This window comes from Allobosea sp. NPDC055332 (assembly GCF_053645455.1).
The window spans coordinates 624,519-637,980 of the sequence record NZ_JBSHMO010000001.1 but is presented as its reverse complement, the minus strand read 5'-3'; the positions used below and the strand labels follow the sequence as shown (position 1 = coordinate 637,980).

Genomic DNA, 13,462 nt, shown 5'->3' with positions numbered 1-13,462 from the left:
GGTAACTTGTCGTAACTGCGTTTTCCGGTATCCTCCCGGTAACCGGAGGGCTGACCGCAATGGCCTTGAAACTCAGGAAGAACCGCGCGGCGACGCAGCCGGAGACCTGCAATGTCGGCGCCTGCATGCAGGTGCTCGGCGGGGCCTGGACGCCGAACGTGATCTGGTTCCTGTCAGGCGGGCCGCGCCGTTTCGGCGAGCTCAGGCGCGACATGCCGGTGATCTCGGCCAAGATGCTGAGCGCGCGCCTGCGGGCGCTGGAAGAGAAGGGCGTCGTTCAGCGCAAGGTCGTGCCGACCACGCCGCCCTCGACCGAATACGCCCTGACCGAGCTGGGGCAGGAATATGTGCCGGCGATCCTTGCGATCGCCGAGGTCGGCGCCAAGCTGAAGGCACAGGCCGTGGCGCGAGCGCAGGCGCAAGCGGCCTGAGAGCCGGGACTCAGCCTTTCGCCGCAGCTTCCAGCCCGGCGATGTCGAGCTTGACCATTGTCAGCATGGCCTCGGTGACGCGCTTGGCCTTGGCGCGGTCGGGATCGCGGACGAGCTCGCCCAGGCGCTTGGGCGTGATCTGCCAGGACAGGCCCCAGCGATCCTTGAGCCAGCCGCACTGCTCGAATTTGCCGCCTTCGCCGAGCGCGTTCCAGAGCCGGTCGACCTCGGCCTGCGTCTCGCATTCGATCATGATCGAGAAGGTGTGGTTGAAGGCGTCGGAGCGGTGGGCCTCGAAGGCCTGGTAGCGCTGGCCGTCGATGGTGAAGGTGGCGATCTTGACGCTGCCGGCCGGTCCGCTCGGCGATTCCGCCGGCAGGGCGCCGCTCCATTCCAGCGCGGAGTTCGGGATCAGCGAGGTGTAGAGGCTGAGCGCCGCCTCCATGTCCTTATCGAACCAGAGATTCTGGATGACCTTCATCGCCATGCTCCTTGCTGCGTCGTCAGGCCGGATGATGGCCTGATGCTTCAAGGACGAAGAAGGGGCGCGGGTTCCGACAGGGGGCGGTGATTTTTCTCGACGGCACCTCGTCGGGGGCAAAGGCCGCCCGGAACGAGCCACTGTTCACAGGCCGAATGCTGGAGCGGCCCCGCCTGTCCGGCGGGGCCGCTGCCTCGTCACCAGCGGTCGTAATAGGGGCGGCGATAGCCGTAAGGCGGCGGCCCGCCATAGCGGCGGCCATAGCCATAGCCGCGGCCGTAACCGTAGCCGTCACCGCGACCGTAGCGGCGGTCGTAATAGCGCTGGCGGTCGACATTGTCCTGGATCATCTGCATCCGCCGCAGCTTGGCGTCGCTGGCGGTGAACTCGGCCGGGAGCTTGTCGAGCTGCTGCGCGATCGTGGGCGCAAGCGCGCCGTCGTGCAGGGTCGCAGGCGCGGCGCTGGCCGCCGTGGCGGAGCCGATGAGCAGGGCGGCTGCGATCAGTAGATGTCGCATGTGGGGTCTCCTGATGTGTCGAGGCGATAATCGCTGTCGCAACTGCAACACCACCTGAACGGGTTTGTTGGCTCGCGTTCAGCAAGCGCGGGGCCAGACGGCCGCTTCGGCACGCACAAGCGCGGTCAGGCGAAGCTGCCCCGCCGGCGAAGAGGTGCATCAAGAAGGTTGCCGAAAGGTTGCGGTGCTGGCCGGGGAGGGCAACGGCAGGTGGTGCTACAGGCCCGCGATCAGGCGAGCTTCGTGCGGGGGCTGTCGTGACAGTGGTCGCGGCGCGGCTGTGTGAAGCCGTGAACGGCGGCTAAGGGTAGAGCGGCTTTGGAAAACGCAATTCCGTGGCTACATTAGCGCTGAGCTGAACTGGAGCAGCAATGTTCGTTAAGCTGTCCATTGCTGCAGTGATGCCATTCGCCAGCTACTATGTCGCTCGCTACCTAGGCGGCGAATTCTGGTTGCACTTGTTCATCGTGCTGATTGCCGCCCAAACTGTCGATCTCTTCCTCTATTTTAAAGATTGGAGGGAGCGGGCAGGCGCTGATGCCGTAGATAAAAAAGGGTCGAAAGACTCAATGTAAGGTATATTTCTGCTTAGGGTCGGAAGCCGATCTTAACTCGTTCAGCGGATAAGGCTGACATGAGCAACGTAATTTTCCTGCACTTTCCCACTGCACTCCTCGGCCGATGGCGATCGGAAGACGATTACAACAGCGCGGAATATGAGATCGCTGTCGACGGTAGTGGGCTCAAGGTCACCGCCGCAGATGCCAACGATGGAGAGAAGTTTGAGGTCTCCGGCGTCGAATTTGACAAGGAGACGATCAAATTTGATACGCTAATGCCGTCGACCGGCCGGCTAGCGCATTTGATCCTCAAGGCAATGCCGGGCTCGCAGCGAGCGATGCTGTCGCTGACATTTACCGACACGATCGAATTGACCAGGCCGTCAGCTGACGAGTGACCGCAATGGGTCGCGAGCCGACTCTGACGTCAGCTGTCGGCAGGAGCCGTTGCTACCGGGAGAGCCTCGCATATGATGTGCGGTTGGGAGGATTGAGGTGCTGGCCTGTGAGTGCACATATTCTCGTTTGTTCACCGGTTCCTTTGCCGTTGCGCGACCCGGCGACCGGCCTTCTGGTAGAGAGAGAAAATTACAGCATTTGGCTTCGCGAGCTTCCAAGAGATAACGAATACTACTTGGGGCTCCGCGGTGCCTTCAATCGATGGCCGACATGGTCATTTATCTACGCGCTGACTGACTCAGCTTTCGCACTTCACCTGGACCTGTTGCCAGAGTGGCTGGTTGCCGATGCTGGCATCACCGATGAACTCAGTGATGAAGCGTTCGGCGCGTTTGCGCAGGGGCTCGCAGAGATAATCGCGGAATGGTCTGCGCCTTACGTGCTCTACATCAGCGATAGTCCTCAGCCGGTTGAGGAGAACATTTTATCCGTCACGCGGCCCAAGTTGGCAGCAGCAATCAAGAGCCAAACCGACAGCATATTCTGGCTGCCTGACGTGTTGATCGAGGTGACCTCGTAGTACCTCGGCTCACGTCAGCTATGGGTCGGAAGCTGACAGATGCCGGCTTCGGAGGAAAAGATGGACTGGGCGCCGGCTACCGAGCATTTCATTTGCGATGGGATCAGGGCCGCTGAGGCTCAGCTGTCGGCAGGCCAGCTACACATCTGGAGGTGCATTGCCATCGCGCCGGTCAAATGGGCGCTCAAACCCTACGGCGATCTCGGTGGAGGCTTCTGGGTTGTCGCTATACTCGGCAAGTCCGTGATTTGGTATAACGACATTGAAGATGGCTTTAATGTCTCTCCGTACTCGTCATTTGGTGAGATCGAGACATACTCAGCCAGTCAATTCGAGTTGCGACACATCTTGCAGCAAATCATCGATCGGGTGTCAGGCTGATCGGCGCAAAAGGATCCTGTCTACTGTGGGTCAGAATCCTCTTCAACTTTCAGCTCTGTTCCTAAAGACACTTGCAGCGCCGCCGAGAGCCAATCCTCCCGCTACGGTGCAACCCATCAGCAGGAGGGTGGTCATCTCATTATTTGGCGGGCCGAAAATTCGGATTCCCCACCTGTTTGTCTGATCTGAGATCGGCAGCAAGTGTACGAAGTGACTCCACTTAACCGCAGCGCTCAAGGGAAAAATCAATGCTGCGGCGCAGAGAATTTGTTCGGCTGCTCCCTTTTTTTGTCGTTCCTCGTTGTAGGAGAATTTGAGGCTTGGAGTGCATGCGACAATTCCGAACTGGGCTGCATAGGCAATATTTTGGAATGCATCGAGTTGGCCGCTCGCAAACCTTGTCGGGACGCCCAGCGTCCCGAACACCGACCAATCTCGGATAATATGGCCCCACTCGGACAGAGAAATCGCACCGAGAGATATCGATAAAATTACTGCTGGTACTTTATGCTGACGCATTGAATCAGCGAAGGCTGGCCAGATTGCCATCGTCAGAAGGACCGTTTCGAAGGCAAACGGTCCTGAGAACATGACGACTGCGGTCAGGAGTGCCAGCGTCGATGCCGCTGCGCCCAAATCAACGATCCCATAGCGCCCGTACATATGAGCGCGATAGCATCAGGCATTTTAAGAAAAGGTGCTGATAGCGTGCTGATGGCGAGGTCAGCTACAGCTCGGAACCGGATGCAGCGGCCTAACCGCGTGAGAGATAGGTCACGATGCCGAAGAAGAGCCCGAACCAGAGGAATTGCCCCAAAGCGATCGCTGCCAGGAATGAAACGACAGGCCGCCCGCCGCGATACCAGCACAGCTTGAAGGGATTCTGATTGTAGTTCCCATACTCAGCGACATCCAAGCGACCAAGCGATAGGGCCTGTATTGTTGCGCGCCCCGTCCAATAGCCTAGCCATAGGGTCAATGACAACCAAACCAGCCGGGCGAAGAAGCCTAAGATCGATTCAATCAAGGTTGGTCCTGAGTGAGTTCCCGTGCTGGATATAGGTTACAGCGCCTACTGATCCATGAATGGCCATGTCGCTTACGGGTCGGAAGCAGGCATTACGGTGAGAGCAGACGCCAGAGAAAATTAACAAGCGATAGGGCTGCGGCCACGCCGCAAAGGAGAGCTGGCAATCTCGTGGCGGGAAATACAGTCCTACCCTGCAGTGTGACTAGGGGGATATTCGCGGCCCACGAAACAAACTGCACCCCAAGAACCGTAGCCAATCCCAGATGCCCAAACGGGCGCCAGAATGGCGGCAGTTCATCAAAGTACGCCAGCAGAAGGCAGGCCGTTGTCAATGCGAAGCCTGCAACCAGCAACGTTGTCAGCAGCAGGGAGTAGTAGCGTGACGCATCATGAGGTCGCATAAGCACCGCCAATAGGCATCTGTTGGAAGGGGCTATCCAGTCACTGATCGCCCGCGGTCGCTCATAAGGATAAGCGCGGTCGCAAGTCCGGAGACGCTGAAGAAGGCACAGGCAAGCATCGTTGCCTTTCTCGGCATTCCCTCAACACCGGCGATGCTTATCCTCTCTGCAATGAGCGCAAATATTACTGCCCAGAGAATCTGGCCAGAGATCTTGTAGATATAGATATCATTAGGATCTATTTTTCCGCTCCACGGGTAAATCCCAGCATAAATTGCAGTTGCGTTGAAGGAATAAAGCGCAGCTGACGCAACCAGCAATGCTCTGAAGAATGCGGCCATCATTGCAATCACTCCGCCGAATGACATCATTTGGGCTCGATCGTGTAAATGCCCGGTGAAGGCGGCGTGCTTTCCTGGCACGGCATAGCGGCTGCGTAAGTCCGGAACGGGCTGGAGGCGGACGTCCGCCTCAACACCTCAGTCGCGTGGTGGGACGGTGTCGTATTGCGGCAGGCCGTCTGCGATCTCGTAGTAGTCCCCCTTGTCGGCGACGTAGATATGCAAATCTGCAGCGGTCTCTGTCGGTCCGTCGAAAGCACCCATTGCCACGGCGATCCAGTCCCGATCCGACCGATCCCAGAACAGAGACGATCTGCATGTCGAGCAGAAGCCGCGTCGGACGTTCTCCGACGACTGAAACCACGTCAGCTTCTCCTCGCCGACAATCGTCAAGGCAGTCCTGGGCACATCAGTGGACGCGAAGTGGTGGCCCGAGTGCTTGCGGCATTTCCGGCAATGGCAGAAGTTGGGATTTGGCAGACTGCCAGCCACGGTCAAGGTGACCGCACCACAAAGGCATGAGCCGCTGTGCATCCTCGATTCACTCCCGCAGGCGTCTAGTCGGGAAGCATGGCATCGGGGTTGTGACGTTCACAAGGGCGTCCGCTATGGGTCGGAAACGGACATTGCGATTGTCTGATTTGGGTCGCAGGCCCGCCAGCACCAGACTGCGCGCGGAGTGATAACTGGATGCCAAAGGTGCTCTATTGCTGGCGATGTCGGCAGGACATCCCCATGCTCGACGAACGCGAATGGGCGGAAATCCATCCGCTTCTCATGACGTCGATTGAAGACGTAAAAGAATACCGTAGTCGCCACCCAGAGGTCGATCTATTAGAAGCTCGGCGGCGAGTTTATGAACCTGGCGTATTGCAGCGATATTTCGAGCTAACGGGCTTCCGGGAAACAAATATCAACGCAATCTGGCATCATCGGGCAAGCGATTTCGGTCCACCCTGCCATTCGTGCGGAAAGCCGCTTCGCACCCCGAGGGCCCGATTTTGTGCGGAGTGCCCGGCTTAACCACCCAGCTTCCGCAACTTTTGAAAACAGGCCGGAAGCAGAGATGAGATATGCTAAAGCGTCGGAGGCCAAATTGCAGAAATTCAGAGAGGAGAATATCTCACTCGCTCCCGGTATTGAAATAGCTGAAATTGACGGGTGGAGTATGGTTCAAGCAACAGGAACTATCAACGGATCACAATTCTACTTTAAAGCTAAGCACAATTATTGGTTATTGGCTATTGGCGGCGACGATCCGGCCGATCTCCCCGAATGGGAATACGAAGAGCCATATGGCGAGGGCCCCTATGGCGCGAATTTCATGGAGCATGAGATAGCCAAGCGGCTAATCCTAGAGGCTGCTGGACGATTTCTCAGGGGGGACCCGGATCCGAGAATTGCGCGCGATTCTTCACCTCTGCGTTGAACCCAGTTCGTGCCGTCAACACCCTTGCCGAATGGATAGAACGCAGGCTTGGCGGGTGTCCGCAATAGGTCGGGAGCGGACGTTCAATCACAACGCTTTTTGTGACCAAAGCCGCCCGCTCCAGTAGCGCTGCTCCAACGTCTCGCCTTCGGACACGAACGGCGGTTCGTCTGACACAGACACGTCGACCATGCGATGGTCACGCCGAACGATAGCAATCACGAGCTCGTCGCCCATGAGCGCGCGCTTGAATGCTTCCAGTGCCAACGCTGCGGTCGGGCCGTATTCGCCCACCAGGAGCTCGGGGTGGGTATGCCACTCGAACCCCTGGAAGCCGATCGAGATCAGCCCTTCGTCGGCTCGATCGACTGCGAGAACCAGGCTTCCGGTCGGGTCGATGTGCGTCTCGACGATCATGCCATCAAGACAACACGCAGCGTCATCCAGCGCAACGCCCGCAACAGGTCGAAAGCTACCGTTCTGACCGGCAACTCCTGGCTCCAGACTGCACGCAGGACTTCTGCGCTGACACCAGCCGCAGTGCTCCCACCGGATCGTCGAACAAGCCCAGACTATCGCGGCCGCCCGGTAACAGGCCAATGCCCGGCCGCCACGTTGACGGCGGCCGGGCGTTTCCTGATCAGGCGACGTCGAAGCGGTCGAGGTTCATCACCTTGGTCCAGGCCGCGACGAAGTCCTTGACGAACTTCTCCTTGGCGTCGGTGCTGGCATAGACCTCGGCCAAAGCGCGCAGGATCGAGTTCGAGCCGAAGACGAGATCGACGCGGGTGCCGGTCCATTTGGCGGCGCCGGTCTTGCGGTCGGTGCCCTCGAACACGTCCTTGGCCTCGGAGATCGCCTTCCACTGGGTGCCCATGTCGAGCAGGTTGACGAAGAAGTCGTTCGTCAGCGCGCCCGGCCGGTTGGTCAGGATGCCGTGCTTGGAGCCGTCGGCATTGATGTCGATGGCGCGCAGGCCGCCGATCAGCACCGTCAGCTCGGGGGCGGTCAGGGTCAGCAGCTGGGCGCGGTCGATCAGCGCCACCTCGGCCGGCACCTTGGCCCCAGCCTTCTGGTAGTTGCGGAAGCCATCGAGCACCGGCTCCATCACCGCGAAGGAATGGACCTCGGTCTGCTCCTGCTTCGCGTCGGTGCGGCCCGCGGTGAACGGCACCTCGACCGCGTGGCCGGCGGCCTTGGCCGCCTGCTCGACGCCGACATTGCCGGCGAGCACGATCAGATCGGCCAGCGAGACCTTCTGGTCGCCATCGGCCTCCTTGTTGAACTGGCGGCGAATGCCGTCGAGGACCTCGATCACCTTGGCGAGCTGGGCCGGCTGGTTGACCTCCCAGTCCTTCTGGGGCGCGAGGCGGATACGGGCGCCATTGGCGCCGCCGCGCTTGTCGCCGCCGCGGAAGGTCGCGGCCGAGGCCCAGGCGGTGCCGACCAGCTCGGAGACGGAAAGGCCCGAAGCCTTGATCTTCTCCTTGAGCGTAGCGACGTCCGCCTTGCCGACCAGCGGATGATCGGCGGCCGGCACGACGTCCTGCCAGATCAGCTCTTCCTTCGGCACTTCCGGGCCGAGATAACGCGAGCGCGGGCCGAGATCGCGATGGGTCAGCTTGAACCAGGCGCGGGCGAAAGCCTCGGCGAAGGCCTGCGGGTTCTCGAGGAAGCGGCGCGAGATCTTCTCATAGGCCGGGTCCAGGCGCAGCGACAGGTCGGTCGTCAGCATGGTCGGCTTGTGCTTCTTCGACGGGTCGTGGGCGTCGGGAATGACCGCCTCGGCGTCCTTCGCCTCCCACTGGATGGCACCGCCGGGGCTGCGGGTCTGGACCCATTCATATTTGAACAGGTTCTCGAAGAAGAAATTGCTCCACTGCGCCGGCGTCTGCGTCCAGGTGACCTCGATGCCGCTGCCGACCGCGTCGGCGCCGTGGCCGGTGCCGAAATTGCTGGCCCAGCCGAGGCCCTGCGCCTCCAGCTCGGCGCCTTCCGGATCCGGCCCCTTATGCGACTCGGGCGCCGCGCCATGGGTCTTGCCGAAGGTGTGGCCGCCGCCGATCAGCGCGACGGTCTCTTCGTCGTTCATCGCCATGCGGGCGAAGGTCTCGCGGATGAAATGTGCCGCCGAGATCGGGTCGCCATTGGCGCCAGGCCCTTCCGGGTTGACGTAGATCAGGCCCATTTCGGTGGCGCTCAGCGGCGCGTCGAACTTGTCGAGCGGGCGATGGGTCAGCCAGGCGGTCTCGGTGCCCCAGCTCACATCGTGATCGGGCTCCCAAGAGTCCTCGCGGCCGCCGGCGAAGCCGAAGGTGCGGAAACCCATGGTCTCGAGCGCGACGTTGCCGGTGAGGATCAGCAGGTCAGCCCAGGAGATGGCCTGGCCGTATTTCTGCTTGATCGGCCAGAGCAGGCGGCGCGACTTGTCGATGTTGACATTGTCCGGCCAGCTGTTGAGCGGGGCGAAGCGCTGCTGGCCGCGACCACCGCCGCCGCGGCCGTCGGCGAGGCGATAGGTGCCGGCGGCATGCCAGGACATACGGACGAATTGCGGGCCGTAATTGCCGAAGTCCGCAGGCCACCAGTCCTGCGAATCGGTCATCAGCTTGCGCAGGTCGTTCTTCAGCGCCTCGTAGTCGAGCTTCTCGAACGCCTTGCGGTAGCTGAAGGCCTGGCCGAGCGGATCGGACTTGGCCGAGTGCTGGTTCAGGAGATCGACAGGCAGCTGGCTCGGCCACCAGTCGCGGTTCTGCCGGGTGCCGCCGCCATGGGCGACGGGGCATTTGCCCGTGCTGTCCTCAGTCTTCGCGTTCATGTCTCTCTCCGAGCTTGCAGGGCTGGCTGCTGGTTGCGTCTTAGCAAAGGCATTTCATTATTTTAATTCCGATTTTCTGATCGCGACGATAAGTTGCGATTATGACAAACTTGACTTTCAAGCAGCTCCGCTATTTCGAGGCGCTGACGAGGCACGGCCATTTCGGCCGCGCGGCGGAAGCCTGCGCGATCTCGCAGCCGGCTTTGTCGCAGCAGATCAAGGCCTTGGAAGAGGAGCTCGGCGCCGAGCTGTTCGAGAGGGACAGGCGCCAGGTCCGCCTGACCAGCTTCGGCGAAGAGATCGCGCAGCGGACGAAGGACATCCTGCGCTCGCTCGACGAGCTCGAAGGCTATGCGCATGCCTCGCGTGACGGGTTGCTGGCGCGCCTGCGCATCGGCGTGATCCCGACGGTCGCGCCCTATCTGCTGCCTGGCCTGATCGGCGACCTCACCCGCCTGCATGGCGGCCTCGACCTGCATGTGCGCGAGACGCTGACGCCGAAGCTGGTCCAGGAGCTGAACGAGGGGCGGCTCGACATGGCGATCGTCGCTCTGCCGGTGTCGGAGCCGTCGCTGACCGAGGTCGCGCTGTTCACCGAGCGCTTCGTCCTGGTGCGGCCGCGTGAGGACGAGGGCAAGCCGGCGCCCGATCGCGAGGCCCTGCGCGAGATGCGTTTGCTGCTGCTCGAAGAGGGGCACTGCTTCCGCGAGCAGGCGCTGTCCTTCTGCAACACGAAGCCGCGTGCCGTGCAGTCGCGCGACCTGCTCGATGCCAGTTCGCTGTCGACGCTGGTGCAGATGGTCGATGCCGGCCTCGGGGTCACGCTGATCCCCGAAATGGCCGTGGCGGTCGAGACGCGCTCGGCCTCGGTCTCAGTGGCCCATTTCAGGAAGCCGGAACCGTCCCGGACCATCGGCATGGTCTGGCGCAAGACGAGCCCGCTGGCCAAGCCGCTCCTGCAGATCTCCGAGATCGTTCGCCAGTCGGCGGGCAGGCTGCGGCAGAGCCGTGAGATATCGTCCGGCGATCGCGGCCTGCCGGCCTGACGAAGCTCGACCGGGACCTGCGTCGTCCGGCTAGATCGCCCGCGACACGCGCATCATTGCTGCGTCCTCCACAGCCGGCACCGGATCGCCGAACAGGCGCAGGCAATTGCGGCCGGCCGCCTTGGCGACGTAGAGCGCAGAGTCAGCCTCGGCGAAGCGCCGCTCCGGGTCGTGCAGCAGGCCGGGGCGCAGGACGGTGGCGCCGATCGAGGCGCTGACCTCGATCCTGGTGTCGCGCCAGGTGACCGGGCGGGCGAGAGCCTTCTGCGCCTGGTCGAGCCGGTGAAGCAGATAGGGGCGGCCGGCGGCCGAGCAAAGCAGGAGGCCGAATTCGTCGCCGCCGATGCGGGCGATGATCGTGGCATCGCTCAGCGAGGTCTCCAGCCGCATGGCGAGCTGGCGCAGGCACTCATCGCCGGCGGCATGGCCGAAGCGGTCGTTGATCGGCTTGAGATTGTCGAGGTCGACGATGGCGAGCAGACCGAGCGCGCTGGCGTCGCCGGTGTGGCGGCGCAGATCCGAGAGCTGCGTCTCGAAGGCGCGGCGGTTGGCGAGGCCGGTCAGCGGATCGCTGTAGGCGAGGCGGCGCAGCCCCATCCACATGTCCTTCTCGCCGGTGATGTCCTGCTTGGCGCCGTGGATGCGCACAGGCCGGCCATGCTCGTGCGTGACCGCGGCGGAGAGGCGCATCCAGCGCTCGGCGCCGCCGGCGGTACAGATGTGCGCGTCCATGACGAAGCCCTGGCCGCTGGCGATCAGCCGGCGGCGCAGGCGCTCCATCTCGACGCGCGACTCGTCATGGTAGAGCTCGACGATCGACCGGCGAGGAATCGCTGAGCCGCGTGGCAGGCCGAACAGGTCGTAGATGCCGTCGGTCCAGCTCAGCTGGTTGCCGGCGAGCCGGCATTCCCAGGCGCCGATGCAGGCCATCAGCGCAGCCTGGTCGTAGAGGCGTCTGGCTTCGGCATCGGAAAGCGGCATCGGCGAAAGGCCTCACACCGCGCAACTCGTGCGGCCCTCTGAAGCTAGTTTCGCAACCGTTAACGAAGGCTTCCCGTTGCGTCAGCTCACTCGCGCCGGAGCGCCTCGATCGGGTCGAGCCGCGCGGCCTGCCGCGCCGGATAGAAGCCGAAAAAAACGCCGATCAAACCGGAGACGCCGACGGCGACCAGGATGGTCTGCGGCGAGATCACGAAGGGCCAGCCGGCAAAGCGCGCGATCGCGGTCGCGGCACCGATGCCGAGCGCGATGCCGACGGCGCCGCCGATGGTCGCCAGCGTCGTCGCCTCGATCAGGAATTGCGAGAGCACGTCGCGCTGGCGGGCGCCGACGGCGAGGCGCAGGCCGATCTCGCGGGTGCGCTCGGTGACCGAGACCAGCATGATGTTCATGATGCCGATGCCGCCGACCAGCAAGGAGACACCGGCGACGGCGGCGAGCAGCCAGGAGAGGGTGCTGGCGGCGGCGGTCGCGGTGTTGGCGATCTCGGTGAGGTTGCGGATGGTGAAGTCGTCTTCCTGCTCCTCCAGCAGGCGATGGCGCTGGCGCAGCAAGGCGCGGGTCTGTTCGATGCCGGGGTTGATCGCCTCCTCGCTGGCGAACTTGAGCATGATGGTCTGGACCGAGCGGTCGCGGGCATAGTTGCGCCCGACGATGCGGCGCCGGCCGGTGTCGAGCGGCACGAAGATGACGTCGTCCTGGTCCTGGCCGAGCGCCGACTGGCCCTTGCCCGCCATGACGCCGATGACCTTGAACGGCACGTTGCGGATGCGGAACATCTGGCCGAGCGGATCGCTCTCGCCGAACAGGTTCTTCGCCACGGTCTGGCCGATGATGGCGACGATCTCGCTGCGGCGCAGCTCTTCCGGCTCGAACAGGCGGCCTTCGGCGAGACCCCATTCGCGGGCGGTGAAGAAGTCGAGATCGGTCGCGGTGATCGTCGTCGACCAGTTGGTGCCGGCGTAGACGGCCTGGGCCCGCGTGGTGATCACCGAGGCTGAAGCGACGACGTCCTCGACCTCGGCCAGGACGGCCTTTGCGTCCTCGTCGGTCAGGGTCGAGGAGGCGCCGGCTCCCAGCCGCACGCCGCCCTGGGTGACGTTGCCGGCCTGGATGATGGCGAGGTTGGCGCCGAGCGACTTGATCTGGCTGTCGACGCGCTCGCGGGCGCCCGAGCCGATCGCGACCATGGCGATGACGGCGGCGACGCCGATGATGATGCCGAGCATGGTCAGCGCCGAGCGCAGGGCGTTGGCGCCGATGGCGGAGAGGGCGGAGCGGATGGCTTCGATGAGGCTCATTCGGCGGCCTCCGGCACGGGGGTGGCGCTGTCATGCGCGGCGAGTGCGGCGCGCGCGTCGGCCGGCTCCTGGCGGGTGTCGGCGATGACATGGCCGTCGCGGAAGCGAACGACGCGCCGGGCATGGCGGGCGACTTCGGCATCATGCGTCACCAGCACGACGGTGACGCCCTCGCGATTGAGGTCCTGGAACAGCGCGAGGATTTCGAGGGCCGTGCGGCTGTCGAGCGCGCCGGTCGGCTCGTCGGCGAGGAGCAGGCGCGGCTGGTTGACCAGCGCTCGGGCGATGGCGACACGCTGCTGCTGGCCACCGGACAGCTGCATCGGCCGGTGATGGGCGCGGTCGGCGAGGCCGACGCGGGCGAGGGCATTGAGCGCCCGCTCGCGCCGCGACTTGCCGTCGAGCCCGGCATAGACCATCGGCAATTCGACATTGGCGCAGGCGTCGACGCGCGGCAGCAGGTTGAACTGCTGGAAGACGAAGCCGAGTTTGCGATTGCGCAAGGTCGCGAGCCCGTCGCTGGACAGGGTCTCGACCGCGACGTCGTCGAGCCGGTAATGGCCGCCGGTCGGCCGGTCGAGGCAGCCGACCAGGTTCATGAAGGTCGACTTGCCGGAGCCGGACGGGCCCATCACCGCGACGAGCTCGCCGGCCTCGATGTCGAGCGAGACCCCGGCGAGCGCAGTGACGCGGCCGGAATCGAGATCGTAGACCCGGGAGAGATCACGCACCTCGATCAGGGGCATG

Annotated in this window: 17 protein-coding genes; 7 read left to right on the top strand and 10 right to left on the bottom strand. The window is 63.1% G+C overall.

Going from position 1 to position 13,462, the window contains the following annotated elements; genetic code table 11:
- Positions 1–59 precede the first annotated feature (59 nt).
- On the top strand, positions 60–431 hold the full coding sequence (locus tag ACWIGM_RS03255; protein ID WP_454024487.1) for a winged helix-turn-helix transcriptional regulator: 372 nt from the start codon (positions 60–62) through the stop codon (positions 429–431).
- A 10-nt stretch (positions 432–441) separates the two neighbouring features.
- On the opposite strand, the gene ACWIGM_RS03250 is transcribed toward ACWIGM_RS03255, so the two are convergent.
- Positions 442–912, bottom strand: coding sequence for a VOC family protein (locus ACWIGM_RS03250; RefSeq protein ID WP_454024486.1), 471 nt, complete (start codon positions 910–912; stop codon positions 442–444).
- Positions 913–1,109: 197 nt separating this feature from the next.
- Complete coding sequence (locus tag ACWIGM_RS03245; protein WP_454024485.1) at positions 1,110–1,430, bottom strand: hypothetical protein; 321 nt, start codon at positions 1,428–1,430, stop codon at positions 1,110–1,112.
- A gap of 371 nt (positions 1,431–1,801) precedes the next feature.
- Here ACWIGM_RS03245 and ACWIGM_RS03240 point away from each other — a divergent pair, with 371 nt between their 5' ends.
- From ACWIGM_RS03240 to ACWIGM_RS03225, 4 genes are all read left to right on the top strand, one after another.
- Positions 1,802–2,005 (top strand): hypothetical protein, encoded by a 204-nt coding sequence (locus tag ACWIGM_RS03240; RefSeq protein ID WP_454024484.1) that lies wholly within the window; start codon positions 1,802–1,804, stop codon positions 2,003–2,005.
- A gap of 59 nt (positions 2,006–2,064) precedes the next feature.
- The gene (locus tag ACWIGM_RS03235; RefSeq protein ID WP_454024483.1) at positions 2,065–2,388 is read left to right on the top strand and encodes a hypothetical protein; all 324 of its coding nucleotides are present in this window, start codon (positions 2,065–2,067) and stop codon (positions 2,386–2,388) included.
- Between the two features lie 107 nt (positions 2,389–2,495).
- The gene (locus tag ACWIGM_RS03230; protein ID WP_454024482.1) at positions 2,496–2,969 is read left to right on the top strand and encodes a hypothetical protein; all 474 of its coding nucleotides are present in this window, start codon (positions 2,496–2,498) and stop codon (positions 2,967–2,969) included.
- A 60-nt stretch (positions 2,970–3,029) separates the two neighbouring features.
- Complete coding sequence (locus ACWIGM_RS03225; RefSeq protein WP_454024481.1) at positions 3,030–3,350, top strand: hypothetical protein; 321 nt, start codon at positions 3,030–3,032, stop codon at positions 3,348–3,350.
- Positions 3,351–3,392: 42 nt separating this feature from the next.
- On the opposite strand, the gene ACWIGM_RS03220 is transcribed toward ACWIGM_RS03225, so the two are convergent.
- The 3 genes from ACWIGM_RS03220 to ACWIGM_RS03210 all read right to left on the bottom strand — a co-directional run bounded on the left by ACWIGM_RS03220 (position 3,393) and on the right by ACWIGM_RS03210 (position 5,656).
- Positions 3,393–4,013 carry a hypothetical protein gene (locus ACWIGM_RS03220; RefSeq protein ID WP_454024480.1) on the bottom strand — a complete coding sequence of 207 codons (621 nt, stop codon included), beginning with the start codon at positions 4,011–4,013 and terminating at the stop codon, positions 3,393–3,395.
- An 800-nt stretch (positions 4,014–4,813) separates the two neighbouring features.
- On the bottom strand, positions 4,814–5,125 hold the full coding sequence (locus ACWIGM_RS03215; protein ID WP_454024479.1) for a hypothetical protein: 312 nt from the start codon (positions 5,123–5,125) through the stop codon (positions 4,814–4,816).
- A gap of 135 nt (positions 5,126–5,260) precedes the next feature.
- Entirely contained in the window at positions 5,261–5,656 is a 396-nt protein-coding gene (locus tag ACWIGM_RS03210) for a GFA family protein (protein WP_454024478.1), read from the bottom strand.
- A 532-nt stretch (positions 5,657–6,188) separates the two neighbouring features.
- On the opposite strand from ACWIGM_RS03210, the gene ACWIGM_RS03205 reads away from it, so the two are divergent.
- Complete coding sequence (locus ACWIGM_RS03205; protein ID WP_454024477.1) at positions 6,189–6,551, top strand: hypothetical protein; 363 nt, start codon at positions 6,189–6,191, stop codon at positions 6,549–6,551.
- Positions 6,552–6,638: 87 nt separating this feature from the next.
- On the opposite strand, the gene ACWIGM_RS03200 is transcribed toward ACWIGM_RS03205, so the two are convergent.
- Both ACWIGM_RS03200 and katG read right to left on the bottom strand, forming a co-directional pair.
- The gene (locus ACWIGM_RS03200; protein ID WP_454024476.1) at positions 6,639–6,968 is read right to left on the bottom strand and encodes a hypothetical protein; all 330 of its coding nucleotides are present in this window, start codon (positions 6,966–6,968) and stop codon (positions 6,639–6,641) included.
- Positions 6,969–7,191: 223 nt separating this feature from the next.
- A complete protein-coding gene (katG, locus tag ACWIGM_RS03195; protein WP_454024475.1) occupies positions 7,192–9,369 on the bottom strand; it encodes a catalase/peroxidase HPI in 2,178 nt (725 codons plus the stop codon).
- Positions 9,370–9,470: 101 nt separating this feature from the next.
- Here katG and ACWIGM_RS03190 point away from each other — a divergent pair, with 101 nt between their 5' ends.
- Complete coding sequence (locus ACWIGM_RS03190; protein ID WP_454024474.1) at positions 9,471–10,415, top strand: hydrogen peroxide-inducible genes activator; 945 nt, start codon at positions 9,471–9,473, stop codon at positions 10,413–10,415.
- Between the two features lie 30 nt (positions 10,416–10,445).
- On the opposite strand, the gene ACWIGM_RS03185 is transcribed toward ACWIGM_RS03190, so the two are convergent.
- The 3 genes from ACWIGM_RS03185 to ACWIGM_RS03175 form a co-directional block, all read right to left on the bottom strand.
- A complete protein-coding gene (locus ACWIGM_RS03185) occupies positions 10,446–11,396 on the bottom strand; it encodes a diguanylate cyclase domain-containing protein (protein ID WP_454024473.1) in 951 nt (316 codons plus the stop codon).
- An 86-nt stretch (positions 11,397–11,482) separates the two neighbouring features.
- Positions 11,483–12,715, bottom strand: coding sequence for an ABC transporter permease (locus ACWIGM_RS03180; protein WP_454024472.1), 1,233 nt, complete (start codon positions 12,713–12,715; stop codon positions 11,483–11,485).
- On the bottom strand, positions 12,712–13,461 hold the full coding sequence (locus ACWIGM_RS03175) for an ABC transporter ATP-binding protein (RefSeq protein ID WP_454024471.1): 750 nt from the start codon (positions 13,459–13,461) through the stop codon (positions 12,712–12,714). The genes ACWIGM_RS03180 and ACWIGM_RS03175 overlap by 4 nt, the downstream gene beginning before the upstream one ends.
- Between the last annotated feature and the right edge of the window lies 1 nt (position 13,462).